Below are 13631 nucleotides of genomic sequence, written 5' to 3' on the forward strand. Positions count from 1 at the left end.
TTTGGTTTTACGGTCGTGTCCCAGCCTATTCGCTGTCGCGTTTGCGATCCCGCGCGATCCGCGCGCTCTCCGCTTTCAGCGGGCGTGACACTGGGCAAACCTGCTGCACATAGCCATTCAGCGTGTTTGCCAGCGCGTCCGGCACGAGCCGATAATAGACATATTGCCCGCGCTTCTCGCTGCTGATCAGTCCAGCGTTCTCGAGGACCGACAGATGCTGCGACACCGCTGGCTTCGACATGTCGAACCGCGCGGCAATTTCCCCCGCGCTCAGCTCAGCCTCGGAAAGATAGGCGAGAATCTTGCGGCGCGGAGCCGACGCCAGTGCTTCGAAAACCTTCTGCATCGCTGACAACCTATGGCCTCAAGCGACGGTTGACAATGGGAATTAGATAATTAAGTTATTACCTAATTAGTTGGGAGCCGACAGCGATGGCCGTGTTTGACGACGATCCACCCGTTCGCTCCATCATTGAGCTGCCCGGCTGCTCCCCCGTTGAAGGCACAGTGCGTTGGGATCCAGCGATGTCGATCTGGAACGGCGCGATGCTCGGCATCGCGCTTGTTGGCACCCCATTGACGTTCAGTTGGAGTGCCTTTGCAGTCTTCACCGTGCTCACGGGGGCAACGTTGCTCGCGGGGCACAGCGTCGGAATGCACCGCCGATTGATTCATCGCAGTTTCGACTGTCCACAATGGCTTGAGTTCGCGTTGGTCTATGCTGGCGTTCTCGTGGGTCTGGCGGGGCCGATCGGGATGATCCGCACGCATGATCTGCGGGATTGGGCGCAACGCCAACCTGACTGCCATCCCTATCTGGCGCACCGCGAATCGATGCTCAAAGACGCATGGTGGCAATTGCACTGCCGTCTCACCCTCGATCAACCGCCCGGCTTCGATGCCGGATCTGCAGGCGAAAGCCTGGCCTATCGCTGGCTTGAAAGGACTTGGCGCTGGCAACAGCTTCCGCTTGCCCTCGTTCTGCTCGCGATTGGCGGATGGGCGTGGGTGATCTGGGGTATCTGCCTGCGGGTCAGTATCTGTGTAACGGGCCATTGGTTCGTTGGACACCTCGCCCATCGTCGCGGGCCGCAAAGCTGGCTGGTGCGCGATGCCGGGGTGCAAGCCCATGACGTCCCCTGGGCAGCAATCCCGACAATGGGGGAAGCGTGGCACAATAATCACCATGCATTTCCAGGCTCGGCGCGAATCGGCATCCACCCGGGCCAGAGCGACTGGGGCTATGCCTTCATCCTGCTCCTCGCCCGACTTGGGCTGGCATGGAACATTCGCACGCCCGTCGGCATGGTTGCGCGCCGGCGCAAGCTGCAACCTGTGTTGCCCTGACCCTTCCCCCGCGCGCCAACCACGCCTATAGCGCCCCACAAATGTCCGTCGCCAACCACGCCCTGACCATCCCCGCCGACTGGCGCGATTTCCTTGCGCTGACCAAGCCGCGCGTGATGAGCCTGGTCGTGTTCACCGGCCTGTGCGGCATGCTCGCCGCGCCCGTCGCGATTCATCCGGTTATCGGCTTCACCGCGATCCTGTGCATTGCACTGGGTGCCGGTGCATCGGGCGCGCTCAATCAATGGTATGAGGCGGACCTCGACGCCAAGATGAAGCGGACGCAGAGCCGCCCGCTGCCCGCCGGGCGCATGGATCGCCAGTCGGCGCTGCATTTCGGCGTTGGTGTCGCCGCGCTGTCGGTGATCCTGATGGGGCTGGCGGTCAACTATGTCGCGGCCGGCATCCTGCTCGGGTCGATCCTGTTCTACGTGCTGATCTACACCGTCTGGCTCAAGCGCCGCACGCCGCAGAATATCGTGATCGGCGGCGCGGCCGGGGCGTTCCCGCCGCTGATCGGCTGGGCGGCGGCGACCGGCGAGATTGCGCTGCTGCCCGTGCTGCTGTTCAGCCTCGTCTTCCTGTGGACCCCGCCGCATTTTTGGGCGCTCGCGCTGTTCGTGAAGACCGATTACGCCAATGCCGGCGTGCCCATGCTGCCCGTAGTGGCGGGGGAGCGCGCGACGCGGATTCAGATCGGCCTCTACACGATCCCCATGGCGGTGGCGGCGGTCGCACCCTGGCCGCTCGGCCTGACCGGCAGCCTCTATGGCTGGACCTCGATTGCGACGACCGCCTTGTTCGGCCTGCTCGCGCTGCACGTCGCGACCCGCATGGCCAGCGACGGCGACACGATGAAGCCCGAAAAGCGGCTGTTCGCCTATTCGATCTCCTACCTCTTCATCTTGTTCGGCGCGGTTGCCGCCGATAGGATCATGGCATGACCCCCGAAGACCAAGACCTGATCCGCGCCCGCCAGAAGTCGCGCGCCCGCGTGCTGGCAGTGCTGCTGTTCGCCTTCGTCATCCTGGTCTTCGCGATCAGCATCGTGAAGATCCAGATGGGCATGCCCCTTCGCGCGCAGTGAGTCTCCGATGATCGCAGCCCTCCCTCAGGATCCCAAGCTCCGTACCGCGATGCTGGCGGTGCTCGGCGTGCTGGCGATGACCGGCCTCGCCTTTGCCAGCGTCCCGCTCTACCGCCTGTTCTGTCAGGTCACCGGCTTTGGCGGTACGACCATGCGCGCTGGTGCCGCGCCCGGCGCGGTCGACGGCAAGATCACCGTCGCGTTCGATTCCAACGTCAGCCCGGCGCTGAGCTGGCAGTTCAAGCCGGAGGTGGCGTCGGACACCATCGCCATCGGTGCGCGCGACATGGCCTTCTACACCGCGACTAACGCCGGGACCGTGCCGATCACCGGCACCGCGACCTACAATGTCACGCCGGAGGCGGCGGGGAAGTATTTCAGCAAGATCCAGTGTTTCTGCTTCACGGAGCAGACGCTGCAGCCCGGTGAGACGGTGCGCATGCCGGTGATCTATTTCGTCGATCCGAAGATCCTGACGGATCCGGATACGAAGGACATTCAGAAGATCACGCTCTCCTACACATTTTACCCAGTGGATTCCGCCAAGCCCAAGGGCTAGGGGAAGTCGCAACAACGCCAGAAACGAACAGGGACGGACGATGGCAGGCGCCAAGAACCACGACTATCACATTCTCCCGCCCAGCCCGTGGCCGATGCTCAGCTCGCTCGCCGCTCTGTGGCTGGCGGTCGGCGGCCTCATGTACATGAAGGAGCATCCGGCCGGTTTCTGGGTGATGATGTCCGGCCTTGCCGCCGTGCTGTTCTGCATGGCGTCGTGGTGGGTCGACGTGATCAAGGAAGCCAATGCCGGCGACCATACCCCGGTCGTCCAGCTGCACCTGCGCTATGGCATGATCCTGTTCATCGCGTCGGAAGTGATGTTCTTCGTCGGCTGGTTCTGGGCATGGTTCAACTATGCGCTGTTCCCCGCCGCGATCGCCGTCAGCGGCGAACATGCCAGCGTGGTCGAAGTGGCGCAGAACATTGCCGCGCAGTTCCCGCCCAAGGGCATGGAAGTGCTCGACGCGTTCCAGCTGCCGTTGCTCAACACCTTCATCCTGCTCCTCTCGGGCACCACGATCACCTGGGCGCATCACGGCCTGATCCACAACCAGCGTGGCGGTGCCATGCGCGGCCTGTGGGGCGCGATCGGCGTGGGTGAGAATGACGTGGTGAAGAAGGGCCTGTGGCTGACGATCATCCTCGGCCTCGTCTTCTCGGCGGTGCAGGCATATGAATATGCGCACGCCCCGTTCGTGTTCGGCAAGTCGAACTATTCGTCGGCCTTCTACATGGCGACCGGCTTCCACGGCTTCCACGTGATCGTCGGCACCATCTTCCTGATGGTCTGCCTGCTGCGCACCTATCAGGGCGATTTCACCCCGCGCCAACATTTCGGCTTCGAAGCGGCGGCCTGGTACTGGCACTTCGTCGACGTGGTGTGGCTGTTCCTCTTCGTCACCGTCTATGTGTGGGGCGGCTGGGGCGCGCCGGTCCACGGCTGATGGACCACAGCGCACCTCCGGTCACGGAGTCGGCATTCAAGGGGGCGTGTCCGCAATGCGGCGCGCCCTCTCTGTTTGCAGGCTGGGTAAAGTTCGCCGATCGCTGCCCGAACTGCGGGCTCGATTATGCCGCGTTCAATGTCGGCGATGGCCCGGCGGCGTTCCTGACCCTCATCATCGGCACGATCATCGTCGCCCTGTCGGTGTGGCTGGAACTGGCTGCCGAGCCGCCGGTCTGGCTGCACCTGCTGATCTGGCCGCCGGTGACCGTGGCGCTGGTCGTGTTCAGCCTGCGCTGGGCCAAGGGGGCGCTGCTCGCGCTCGAATATCGCAACGCCGCGCGTGAAGGGCGGCTGAAGGATCCCGAGGCGTGAAACTCCCGCTGTTTCCCACGATCCTGGTCGGCCTCGCCGTCGCGGCGATGATCGGCCTCGGCATCTGGCAGCTCGACCGGCGCGGGGAAAAGGCGGTGCAGCTCGCCCGCCTGTCCGCCAACCGCGACCTGCCCGCAATGACCTTCCCCAGCCCCCCGGTCGGCGACGACCATCTGTTCCGCCGCGCCGGGCTGATGTGCCTCGAAGTTGCCAGCTGGAGCGAACAGGCCGGCCGCGACGCGACCGGCAAAAGCGGCTGGCGCCACCTCGCCGACTGCCGCACCGGGGCGGAGGGGATGAGCGTCAAGGTCGACATGGGCGTCAGCAGCGCCCCCGGCGTGAAGCCGGCATGGAAGGGTGGAGCGGTCACCGGCACCATCACCCATGCTCCCGATTCGACCCCGCTGCTCGCCTCGCTGTTCGGCAAGCGCCCGCCGCGCAACCTGATGCTCGTCGCCGACGCCCCCGCGCCGGGCCTGTCCGCCAGCGCCCCGCCCGACCCGTCGAGCGTGCCGAACAACCACCTCGCCTACGCCGTGCAGTGGTTCCTGTTCGCGGGGATCGCGGTGGTGATCTACCTGCTCGCACTGCGGCGGCGGCGGCAGAAGAAGAAGGCTTGATTGCGCACGAAGGCGCTAAGGCACGAAGAGATTTTGTTCGCGCAGAGGCGCAGAGGCGCAGAGGCGCAGAGGCGCGGAGCGTAAGGCTCGCGCGACGCGCTCTAACTGTGCCGCCGAAGCAAGCGGAACGATGATGTGATCTGAGCCGCTGACGCGGCGGCGAACATCTCTGCGTCTCCGCGCCTCTGCGCGAACCAATAACCTTCTTCTTCTCTTCGTGGCTTCGTGCCTTTGTGCGCCCCCAAATCCCGCACCCACCACAGCCGCCCAAAGCCAGACTTTCTTGCCCCATCCGGCAACCGCCGCTACCCCGCCCGCCATGCGCTACCAGAGCACGCGCGGCACCGCGCCCGAACTCGATTTCCGCGAAGTCACCCTCGCCGGCCTGGCGAGCGACGGCGGCCTTTACGTCCCCGTCGAATGGCCGCGCTTCACGCCCGACCAGATCGCCGACATGGCTGGCCTGTCGTACGTCGAGACCGCCGTTCGCGTCATGGCCCCGTTCGTCGCGGGCAGCCTGACGGAAGCGGAACTGCGCGACCTGTGCACGCGCGCCTATGGCCGGTTCAGCCACGACGCGGTGACCCCGCTGGTCCAGCTCGACCACCGCCACTTCCTGCTCGAACTGTTCCACGGCCCGACGCTGGCGTTTAAAGACGTCGCGCTCCAGCTGCTCGGCCTGTTGTTCGAAAAGTTCCTGACCGGCACCGACCGGCACTTGACCATCGTCGGCGCGACCAGTGGCGACACCGGATCGGCGGCGATCGACGCGGTGGCGGGGCGTGAGGGGATCGACATCTTCATGCTCCACCCCAAGGGGCGGGTCAGCGATGTCCAGCGCCGCCAGATGACCACCGTGCTCGCGCCCAACGTCCATAACATCGCGATCGAGGGCAGCTTCGACGACGCTCAGGCGCTGGTGAAGGCGATGTTCAACGACGCGGACTTCTCGGGCCGCTTCCACGTCACCGCGGTCAATTCGATCAACTGGGCGCGGCTGATGGCGCAGGTGGTCTATTATTTCTACGCCGCCGTCCGCCTCGGCGCCCCGGCGCGCGAAGTCGCGTTCAGCGTCCCCACCGGCAATTTCGGCGATGTCTTCGCAGGGTACGTCGCGGCGAAGATGGGCCTGCCGGTCGCCAAGCTGATCGTCGCGACCAACGTCAACGACATTCTCCACCGCGCGCTGTCGAGCGGCGATTATTCGGCGGGCACCGTCACGCCCACCGCCGCGCCGAGCATGGACATCCAGGTCAGCTCCAACTTCGAACGCCTGTTGTTCGACCTGGCCGGGCGCGATGGCCCCGCGCTTGCTGCACAGATGGCCGGATTCGAATCGAGCAAGGCGATGCGCCTGACCAACGCGCAGCAGGAGGGCGCGGCATCCTTGTTCGCCAGCGACCGGATCGAGGCGGACGACATGTCGCGCGCCATGGCCTGGGCGCATGCCCGCGCCGACGAGATTCTCGACCCCCACACCGCCATCGGCCTCGCCGCCGCGCAGCGGGTCGCGCTCCCGCCGCACGTGCCGATCGTCACCCTCGCCACCGCCCACCCGGCCAAGTTCGACACCGCGGTCGAACGCGCCACCGGCATCCGCCCGACCCTGCCGCCCCGCGTCGGCGACCTGTTTGACCGCGAGGAACGCTATGACGTCCTCCCCGCGACGTTCGCGGCGATCACCGGCTATGTGGCGGAGCGGGGGACGCCAAAGGCTTAACGTCCGTTTGCCCTGAGCTTGTCGAAGGGCCGCAGCCTGCCCTTCGTGAGGCGCGGGACACGCCCTTCGACAAGCTCAGGGCAAACGGGTTATGGGGCACCCCATGAACCTCATCACCCTCACCGGCGAGCCCTGGAGCGACTACGGCCTCGTCGACTCGGGCCATGGCCGCAAGCTCGAACGCTATGGCGATTACCGCTTCATCCGGCCCGAGCCGCAGGCGATGTGGTCACCCGCGTCGCCCGACTGGGACGCGCACGGCGAATTCATGCCCGCGCCCGATGACGAGGGCGGCGGCCGCTGGGTCTTCACCAAGCCGGTCCCGCGGGAAGGCTGGCCGCTCGCGTGGAAGGAGGCGAAGTTCACCGCCCAGACCACCCCCTTCCGCCATCTCGGCTTCTTCCCCGACATGGCCCCGGTGTGGAGCTGGATGCGCGACCAGACCGCCGGGGTCGATGCGCCCGAGGTCATGAACCTGTTCGGGTATACCGGCGTCGGCACGCTGGCGATGGCGGCAACGGGCGCTAAACTCGTCCATGTCGATGCGAGCAAGAAGTCGGTCGAGGCTGCGAAGGGCAATGCCGCGCTGTCGGGGATGACCGACAAGCCCGTCCGCTGGATCATCGACGACGCCGCCAAGTTCGTCGCGCGCGAAGTGCGTCGCGGCCGCCGCTATGACGGCATCCTGCTCGACCCGCCCAAATATGGCCGCGGCCCGACCGGCGAAGTGTGGCAACTCGAACGCGACCTCCCCGGCCTGATCGCCGACTGCCGCCAGCTGCTCGACAGTGAGTCGCGCTTCCTGTTCCTCACTGTCTACGCGATCCGCATGTCCGCGCTGGCGATCGGCGAATTGCTCAACCAGCATTTCGCGGACTTGGGCGGCAAGGTCGAATGCGGCGAACTCGGCGTGCGCGAAGAGGCGCGGGGACTGGTGCTGCCGACCGCCATCTTTGCGCGGTGGAGCAGGTAGTTACCGGAGGCGCTTCGCCTTTGGTCCGGTAGGGCGCCCAGCATATTTGCAAAGTGCGTCCGCGACATGTGTCAACTTTAGTAGCTTACGGCGCGCCTTCATTGCGCGTGCGATCCGAAGCGCGCGATCTTTGGGCAATTCCGCCGGGATTCTGACCTTGTAGTGCAAATACCCGAACTTCCGCCGTCGAGTGACGGGTTCAAGGAGCAGTCGGTTACGAGCGCAGAAGCGCCTGCGAAGAGCCAGACGGTCCTTTCTGCCGCCGATCATGCAGTTGGTCGCTATGGAATCCGTCATTTACCCCCGCCCCATCCGCATCGCCGCGCCCGCCACGAACGGGCACCCGGCCACCAGCAGCAAGCTGACCGCACCCAGCAGCTTCACCGCGCTCGGATCATTCCCCATTGTCCCCGCGCCAAAGATCAGCAGCGGCACCGCGAAGGGGAGCATCACCAGCCCCGCCACCGCGCCCGCGCCGCGCAGCCCTGCCGTCAGCGCGGCGGTCGCGACGCCCAGTGCCGCCAGCCCCGGCGTGCCGATGAGCAAACTCAGCCCCGCCGCCAGCGCCTGTTCCAGCGACAGATTCAAGAGCCCGCTCGCCACCACGCACGCCAGCAGCAATGCTGGCGCAAAGCCCAGCCAATGCCCGACGATCTTCGCCGCCGCGACGCTCGCGTCATTCCAGCCGCGCACGCTGAGTTGATCGAGCACCCCGCTCTCCAGATCGGGCGCGACCAGCCGCTCGACCGGCAGGAGCGCGGCGAGCAACGCCGCCGCCCAGATCACCCCGCCGCCGATCCGCGCCAGCAATTTCGGCTCCGGCCCCACCGCAAACGGAAACAGCACGGCCACCAACAGGAAGAAGGCGATCGGCAGCGTCAGCCCGCCCGCCGCCCATGCCCGGCGCAGTTCGCGCGCGACCAGTGCGCCGAATCCGCTCACGCGCCACCCCCGATCAATATCTCCCGCGCGCCCTGCATGCGGATCGGCAGATGCGTCGCCACCACCGCGATCCCGCCCGCCGCGCGGTGCGCCGCGATCAGCCCGCCCAGCACCCCGATCGCGCCGTGGTCCAGGCCGTTCGCCGGCTCGTCGAGCAGCCAGATCGGCGCCCCGCTCGCCACCACCCGCGCGATCCCCACACGCTTGCGCTGCCCGGTCGAGAGCATCCGCACCGGCACCGGAGTGAGGTGCAGCAACCCGACCGCCTCCAGCGCCCCCTCAACCGCGTCGCGCCGCCCATCCAGCCCGGCCCAGAAGCGCAACGCTTCCCCCACCGGCAATTCCGGGTCCAGCCCCGCCGCCTCGGCCAGCAATGCGCGCTCGCCCGTCACCGAAACGCGCCCAGCGCTCGCCTTCAGCAGCCCAGCGATAATCCGGATCAAGCTCGACTTACCCGCACCATTCGGCCCGGTCACCAGCACCCCGCCACCCGGCTCCAGTGCCAGATCGAGCCCCTCGAACAGCATCCGCCCGCCGCGCGCGCACGCCACGCCCTCCAGCCGGATGCCGCAATCGCTCACGCGACGCTGTCTTCCAGCGCGTGCATGGCGTCGTCGCTCAGCCCGAAATGATGCCCCACCTCATGCACCACGACATGCGTGACCAGCGCCTCCAGGCTCACTCCGGTCTCGACCCACTCGGCGAGCAGGGGAACGCGGTAGAGGTGAATCGTGTCGGGCTGCGGGATTTCGCCGATCGCGAACCCCTCCTTCTCGCCCACCGGCCGCCCCGAATAGAGGCCGGTCAGCTCGAACGGATCTTCCATCCCCATCTCGCGCAGCGTGTCGTCATCGGCAAAGTCTTCGACGATCAGCACGATGTCGGGCAAATGGCTCGCGAACGGCTCGGGAATCCGCGCCAGCGCCGCGCGGGCGAGCGCTTCCATCTGTTCCGCACTCGGCGCGAAAGTCTCGGTTTTGTCTGCCATCAACCCGCGCTATGCCGCACCCAGCAACGGAGGGGAAGAATGGTCGAACAACTGAGCCAGGCGGAACGCGACGACGCGCTCGAAGGGCTGCCCGAATGGGACCACGACACCGGCCGCGACGCGATCACGCGCAGCTTCACCTTCGACGATTTCAGCCAGGCCTTTGCCTTCATGACGCAGGTCGCGCTGCTCGCCGAAAAGGCCGATCATCACCCCGAATGGTCGAACGTGTGGAACCGCGTCGACGTCCTGCTGACCACGCACGACGCCGGCGGCCTGTCGGGCCGCGACATCGACATGGCGCGGGCGATCGACGCGCTGGTTGACTAAAGCCCGACCTTAGCCGCCAACCACCGCGCCGCTTCGTCCGGCGACTTCTTGTCAACGTCCCGGTCGACCATCAAATTCGCCTCCCGCATCGCCGCGACCGGGATCCGTCCGACCAGCGGCCGCAGCGCCTCGACAAACCGCGCATCCTCCACCCGGTCCGGAGCGACCAGCAGGATCGCGTCATAGCCGGGGATAGCCCCCTTGGGATCGTCCAGCACCACCAGTCTGTCCGCCGCGATCCGGCCGTCGGAGGAAAAGGCCGGGATCACATCCGCGCTCCCGCTCGCCAGCGCACGATACATGAAGGTCGGCTGATACGGCCGCGCCGACTTGAACCTCAGCCCATAGGCATCGCGCACTGCGCGCCATTCGGGCCGCTCCAGAAACTCGACATCGGTGGCCAGGTCCAGCCCCGGTGCCTGCGCCGCCAGATCGGTCAGCGTGGCAATCCCGCGCCGCCGCGCATCCTCACCGCGCATCGCAAAGGCATAGGCATTTTCGAACCCCAGCGATCCGAGCATGCCGACGCCATGCTCGGATCGCGCCCAGTCGCCCACGCCCGACACGATGGCTTCACGCGGCGGCACATCGCTGCGCTGCATCTGGTTGGTCCAGATCGTCCCCGAATAATCGACATAGACATCGACATCGCCCCCAGCGAGCGCGCCGAACGCCACGGCCGACCCCAGCCCCTCGCGATACTCAACGCGATACCCCGCCGCCTCCAGCCGCTGGCCGATCAACCGGGCGAGGATGAACTGCTCCGAAAAGCCCTTCGCGCCCACCACCATTGTCTGCCCGCCTGCCGCTGGGGCGAGCGCAAAGGCGGCAGCACAGATCGCGGCGAGCAGCGTCCCCGCGCTCATCCGCACCAGCAACGGCTTGCGGTTGCGGATGCCGCCCTCGGCCACGCTCAGGATCAGGTCCACCCCCAGTGCCAGTGCCGCCGCGCCGATGCACCCGGCCAGCACCAGCGCCCAATTCTGCGTCTGCAATCCGGCAAAGATCAGATCGCCCAGGCTCGGCTGCCCCACGGTGGTGGACAGTGTCGCCGCGCCGATCGTCCACACCGCCGCCGTGCGAATACCCGCCATCACCACCGGCGCGGCAATCGGCGCCTCGACCAGCCACAATTTCTGCCGCGCGGTCATCCCAACGCCGTCCGCCGCTTCACGCAACGCCGGATCGAGCGTCACCAGCGCCGTCGTCGCATTCCGCAACACCGGCAGGATCGCATAGAGCGTCAGCGCGAGCAGCGCGGGCAGAAATCCCAGTGCCGGCACCCAGTCGCCGACCACGCCGCGCAACGCCAGCAGCACCGGGTAGAACAAAGCGAGCAGCGCCAGCGACGGGATTGTCTGGATCAGGCTCGCCGCGCCGAGCACGACGCGCCCTAAAGTGGCGTTGCGCGCTGCCGCCACGGCCAGCGGCAGGCTGATCGCGATGCCCAGCGCCAGCGCCGCCATCGCCAGCAGCAGATGGCTCGCCATCAATTCGGGCACGCGGGTAAAGGCGTCACTCATGCCTTCAGCGCCTCGAGCGCGTCGGCCTGGCGCATCGGCACCGCGATCAACGCCTGCGCCTCCGGCCCGCCTTCGCCGCGCGCCAGTGACGCCGGGGTCGCATCGGCAACGATCCGCCCCGCCTGCATCACCAGCACCCGGTCGGCGAGCAACAACGCCTCGGCCATGTCATGCGTCACCATCAGCGTGGTCAGCCCCAGCCGGTCATGCAGCGCACGCACCGCGCGGCCCAGTTCGGCGCGGGTGACGGGATCCAGCGCGCCGAACGGCTCGTCCATCAACAGGCACCCCGGCGCGGTCGCCAGCGCCCGCGCGACGCCAACCCGCTGGCGCTGTCCGCCCGACAGCTGATCCGGCATCCGTTCCGCAAGCGCACCTGGCAGATCGACCAGCGTCAGCAGCTCCGCGACTCGCGCGCCCGTATCGCGCTCCCCCGCAATACGCAGGCCGATCGCGATATTCTCGGCGACAGTCATGTGCGGAAACAGCCCAACGGACTGGAAAACATATCCGATTCGGCGGCGAAGCAGATGCGGGGCCGCTTGATCAACCGGCGCGCCATCGATTGTCACCGTGCCGCGATCGGGTGCGATCAGCCGGTTTATCGTTTTGAGAAGCGTGGATTTTCCTGAGCCCGATTGTCCAACCAGCGCCACGAAACTGCCCGAGCTGATGGTCAGCGATACGCGATCGAGCGCGATCGTGCCGCCAAATGCCTTGGAAACGTCACTCAGGGCGATGGCGGGTCCGGTTTGTGCTGGCATCGCAGCGCATTGTGCGGAATGATCCACTCTAGGTCAAAAATATACAGGAGGGGACGCCATGCAGGCGATCTTCATCACCGGTGGGGGTTCGGGAATCGGGCGTGCGGTTGCGCGCTACTTTTCTGCACAGGGCTGGCGCGTCGGCCTTGCCGATGTCAGCGAGGCCGGGATGGCCGAAACCGCAGCGCTGCTCGGCGATGCAGCGGTCTCGACGCACCTGCTCGACGTGCGCGACCGCGCGGCTTGGGACGTCGCGCTGGCCGAGTTCGCGGCAGTCGCCGGGCGGATCGACGTGCTGTTCAACAATGCGGGGATCGGCGTTGGCGGGGTGTTCGCCGACACGCCGGTGGATGAGTTGCAACGCTGCGTCGACATCAACCTGATGGGCGTGGTGTGGGGTGCGCATGCCGGGCATAAATATTTGAAGGCGTCGGGCGGCTGCCTGCTCAACACCGCGTCGGCGGCAGGCATCTATGGCACCGGCGGGGTCGCGATCTATTCGGCGACCAAGTTTGCGGTGCGCGGCTTTACCGAGTCCCTCGACGCCGAATGGGTCGCCGACGGCATCCGTGTGCGCGCGCTGCTGCCCAGCTTCATCGATACCGCGATCCTCGACGGCCTGCCCGTGGGCAGCAATTCGACGATGCGTGAACGGGTCAAGGCCGCGCGGCTGGAGTTTACGCCGGTCGAGGAAGCCGCCCGCCTTGCCTGGGAAGCGGTGCACGGCGATCAACTCCACACCCTGGTCGGCAAGACCGCGCGCCGCATGTGGTTCGCATCGCGCTTCATGCGCGGGTCGATGCGCAAACAGGCGCGCGGCGGCAAGTGAGGGCGGTCCTCCTCGCCACCGCCGCACTCGCGCTGACCGGCTGCGCGGGGCAGGGCAAGGCGACCGACCCGCAGGACAGCTTCATGCGGGCAATCGCGGCGCATTGCGGCAAGGCCTATGCCGGGCGCGTCGTGACCACCGATGCGGCAGACGCGAGCTTCGCCAGCCAGGCTTTGGTGATGCACGTCGCCGCATGCGAGTCCGACCGCGTCCGCATCCCGTTCCATGTCGGCGAGGATCGCTCGCGCACCTGGGTGCTCACCCGCACCGCAACCGGGGTGCGCCTGAAGCACGACCATCGGCATCAGGACGGCACCAGCGACGTGCTCACCATGTATGGCGGCGACACCGCCACGCCCGGCACGCCAGAGCGACAGGAATTCCCGGTCGACGCCGATTCGAGCGCGCTGTTCCGCGCCAATGATCGCGCCGTATCGGTCACCAATGTCTGGGCGATGGAGGTGACGCCGACACGCTTCGCCTATGAACTGCGCCGACCCGGCCGCCATTTTCGGGTAGAGTTCGACCTGACCCAGCCGATTGCGACTCCGCCGATGCCGTGGGGCTGGCAAGACTAGAGTCGTTTTCAGTTAGGCGGCACCGGCCCGCTCCCCCACCCGGCCACCCAT

General features: G+C 66.8%; 18 protein-coding genes. 12 read left to right on the top strand and 6 right to left on the bottom strand.

What is annotated here, in order from left to right; all coding sequences use genetic code 11:
* Positions 1–25 precede the first annotated feature (25 nt).
* Positions 26–346, bottom strand: coding sequence for a metalloregulator ArsR/SmtB family transcription factor (locus KYX69_RS10145; RefSeq protein WP_300496735.1), 321 nt, complete (start codon positions 344–346; stop codon positions 26–28).
* Positions 347–432: 86 nt separating this feature from the next.
* On the opposite strand from KYX69_RS10145, the gene KYX69_RS10150 reads away from it, so the two are divergent.
* From KYX69_RS10150 to KYX69_RS10190, 9 genes are all read left to right on the top strand, one after another.
* Positions 433–1347 carry an acyl-CoA desaturase gene (locus KYX69_RS10150; protein WP_300496737.1) on the top strand — a complete coding sequence of 305 codons (915 nt, stop codon included), beginning with the start codon at positions 433–435 and terminating at the stop codon, positions 1345–1347.
* Between the two features lie 41 nt (positions 1348–1388).
* The gene (locus tag KYX69_RS10155; RefSeq protein WP_300496739.1) at positions 1389–2291 is read left to right on the top strand and encodes a heme o synthase; all 903 of its coding nucleotides are present in this window, start codon (positions 1389–1391) and stop codon (positions 2289–2291) included.
* Positions 2288–2434 (top strand): hypothetical protein, encoded by a 147-nt coding sequence (locus tag KYX69_RS10160; RefSeq protein ID WP_300496741.1) that lies wholly within the window; start codon positions 2288–2290, stop codon positions 2432–2434. The genes KYX69_RS10155 and KYX69_RS10160 overlap by 4 nt, the downstream gene beginning before the upstream one ends.
* Before the next feature lie 7 nt (positions 2435–2441).
* Entirely contained in the window at positions 2442–2993 is a 552-nt protein-coding gene (locus tag KYX69_RS10165) for a cytochrome c oxidase assembly protein (protein WP_300496743.1), read from the top strand.
* A 40-nt stretch (positions 2994–3033) separates the two neighbouring features.
* A complete protein-coding gene (locus KYX69_RS10170; protein ID WP_300496745.1) occupies positions 3034–3939 on the top strand; it encodes a cytochrome c oxidase subunit 3 in 906 nt (301 codons plus the stop codon).
* Positions 3939–4313 (top strand): DUF983 domain-containing protein, encoded by a 375-nt coding sequence (locus KYX69_RS10175; RefSeq protein WP_300496748.1) that lies wholly within the window; start codon positions 3939–3941, stop codon positions 4311–4313. Before KYX69_RS10170 ends, KYX69_RS10175 begins: the two co-directional genes overlap by 1 nt.
* Before the next feature lie 47 nt (positions 4314–4360).
* Entirely contained in the window at positions 4361–4933 is a 573-nt protein-coding gene (locus KYX69_RS10180; protein ID WP_300496793.1) for an SURF1 family protein, read from the top strand.
* A gap of 319 nt (positions 4934–5252) precedes the next feature.
* Positions 5253–6653: a threonine synthase gene (thrC, locus tag KYX69_RS10185; protein ID WP_300496750.1), complete on the top strand. Its 1401-nt coding sequence runs from the start codon at positions 5253–5255 to the stop codon at positions 6651–6653.
* A gap of 103 nt (positions 6654–6756) precedes the next feature.
* Positions 6757–7626: a class I SAM-dependent methyltransferase gene (locus KYX69_RS10190; protein WP_300496753.1), complete on the top strand. Its 870-nt coding sequence runs from the start codon at positions 6757–6759 to the stop codon at positions 7624–7626.
* 297 nt (positions 7627–7923) lie between these two features.
* Here KYX69_RS10190 and KYX69_RS10195 read toward each other — a convergent pair whose 3' ends face one another.
* The 3 genes from KYX69_RS10195 to KYX69_RS10205 are packed head-to-tail and all read right to left on the bottom strand — an operon-like array spanning position 7924 to position 9556.
* Positions 7924–8568: a heme exporter protein CcmB gene (locus KYX69_RS10195; RefSeq protein ID WP_300496755.1), complete on the bottom strand. Its 645-nt coding sequence runs from the start codon at positions 8566–8568 to the stop codon at positions 7924–7926.
* On the bottom strand, positions 8565–9149 hold the full coding sequence (gene ccmA, locus KYX69_RS10200) for a heme ABC exporter ATP-binding protein CcmA (RefSeq protein ID WP_300496758.1): 585 nt from the start codon (positions 9147–9149) through the stop codon (positions 8565–8567). The genes KYX69_RS10195 and ccmA overlap by 4 nt, the downstream gene beginning before the upstream one ends.
* Positions 9146–9556: a metallopeptidase family protein gene (locus KYX69_RS10205; protein WP_300496759.1), complete on the bottom strand. Its 411-nt coding sequence runs from the start codon at positions 9554–9556 to the stop codon at positions 9146–9148. The genes ccmA and KYX69_RS10205 overlap by 4 nt, the downstream gene beginning before the upstream one ends.
* A 39-nt stretch (positions 9557–9595) precedes the next feature.
* Between KYX69_RS10205 and KYX69_RS10210 the strand changes: the two genes are divergently transcribed.
* Entirely contained in the window at positions 9596–9886 is a 291-nt protein-coding gene (locus KYX69_RS10210) for a 4a-hydroxytetrahydrobiopterin dehydratase (protein ID WP_300496760.1), read from the top strand.
* Here KYX69_RS10210 and KYX69_RS10215 read toward each other — a convergent pair.
* Together KYX69_RS10215 and KYX69_RS10220 are read right to left on the bottom strand one after the other, a co-directional pair.
* A complete protein-coding gene (locus tag KYX69_RS10215; protein WP_300496762.1) occupies positions 9883–11409 on the bottom strand; it encodes an ABC transporter permease/substrate-binding protein in 1527 nt (508 codons plus the stop codon). The two genes, KYX69_RS10210 and KYX69_RS10215, sit on opposite strands and share 4 nt — an antisense overlap.
* Positions 11406–12173: an ABC transporter ATP-binding protein gene (locus KYX69_RS10220; protein ID WP_300496765.1), complete on the bottom strand. Its 768-nt coding sequence runs from the start codon at positions 12171–12173 to the stop codon at positions 11406–11408. The genes KYX69_RS10215 and KYX69_RS10220 overlap by 4 nt, the downstream gene beginning before the upstream one ends.
* A 58-nt stretch (positions 12174–12231) precedes the next feature.
* Here KYX69_RS10220 and KYX69_RS10225 point away from each other — a divergent pair, with 58 nt between their 5' ends.
* Together KYX69_RS10225 and KYX69_RS10230 are read left to right on the top strand one after the other, a co-directional pair.
* Positions 12232–13002, top strand: a complete 771-nt coding sequence (locus tag KYX69_RS10225; protein ID WP_300496767.1) for an SDR family oxidoreductase — start codon at positions 12232–12234, stop codon at positions 13000–13002.
* Positions 12999–13580, top strand: a complete 582-nt coding sequence (locus KYX69_RS10230) for a hypothetical protein (RefSeq protein ID WP_300496769.1) — start codon at positions 12999–13001, stop codon at positions 13578–13580. Before KYX69_RS10225 ends, KYX69_RS10230 begins: the two co-directional genes overlap by 4 nt.
* The last annotated feature ends 51 nt before the right edge of the window (positions 13581–13631 follow it).

It is taken from the genome of Sphingomonas sp., assembly GCF_030145815.1.
In the GTDB taxonomy this organism is placed as follows: Bacteria; Pseudomonadota; Alphaproteobacteria; order Sphingomonadales; family Sphingomonadaceae; genus Sphingomonas.

Bases quoted from the DNA above. Each gene is read 5' to 3' on its own strand.
- KYX69_RS10175 (WP_300496748.1), top strand. From the start codon at position 3,939: ATGGACCACAGCGCACCTCCGGTCACGGAGTCGGCATTCAAGGGGGCG.
- thrC (WP_300496750.1), top strand. From the start codon at position 5,253: ATGCGCTACCAGAGCACGCGCGGCACCGCGCCCGAACTCGATTTCCGC.
- KYX69_RS10160 (WP_300496741.1), top strand. From the start codon at position 2,288: ATGACCCCCGAAGACCAAGACCTGATCCGCGCCCGCCAGAAGTCGCGC.
- KYX69_RS10225 (WP_300496767.1), top strand. From the start codon at position 12,232: ATGCAGGCGATCTTCATCACCGGTGGGGGTTCGGGAATCGGGCGTGCG.
- KYX69_RS10145 (WP_300496735.1), bottom strand. From the start codon at position 346: ATGCAGAAGGTTTTCGAAGCACTGGCGTCGGCTCCGCGCCGCAAGATT.
- KYX69_RS10180 (WP_300496793.1), top strand. From the start codon at position 4,361: ATGATCGGCCTCGGCATCTGGCAGCTCGACCGGCGCGGGGAAAAGGCG.
- KYX69_RS10220 (WP_300496765.1), bottom strand. From the start codon at position 12,173: ATGCCAGCACAAACCGGACCCGCCATCGCCCTGAGTGACGTTTCCAAG.
- KYX69_RS10170 (WP_300496745.1), top strand. From the start codon at position 3,034: ATGGCAGGCGCCAAGAACCACGACTATCACATTCTCCCGCCCAGCCCG.
- KYX69_RS10190 (WP_300496753.1), top strand. From the start codon at position 6,757: ATGAACCTCATCACCCTCACCGGCGAGCCCTGGAGCGACTACGGCCTC.
- KYX69_RS10155 (WP_300496739.1), top strand. From the start codon at position 1,389: ATGTCCGTCGCCAACCACGCCCTGACCATCCCCGCCGACTGGCGCGAT.
- KYX69_RS10150 (WP_300496737.1), top strand. From the start codon at position 433: ATGGCCGTGTTTGACGACGATCCACCCGTTCGCTCCATCATTGAGCTG.
- KYX69_RS10215 (WP_300496762.1), bottom strand. From the start codon at position 11,409: ATGAGTGACGCCTTTACCCGCGTGCCCGAATTGATGGCGAGCCATCTG.
- KYX69_RS10210 (WP_300496760.1), top strand. From the start codon at position 9,596: ATGGTCGAACAACTGAGCCAGGCGGAACGCGACGACGCGCTCGAAGGG.
- KYX69_RS10165 (WP_300496743.1), top strand. From the start codon at position 2,442: ATGATCGCAGCCCTCCCTCAGGATCCCAAGCTCCGTACCGCGATGCTG.
- KYX69_RS10205 (WP_300496759.1), bottom strand. From the start codon at position 9,556: ATGGCAGACAAAACCGAGACTTTCGCGCCGAGTGCGGAACAGATGGAA.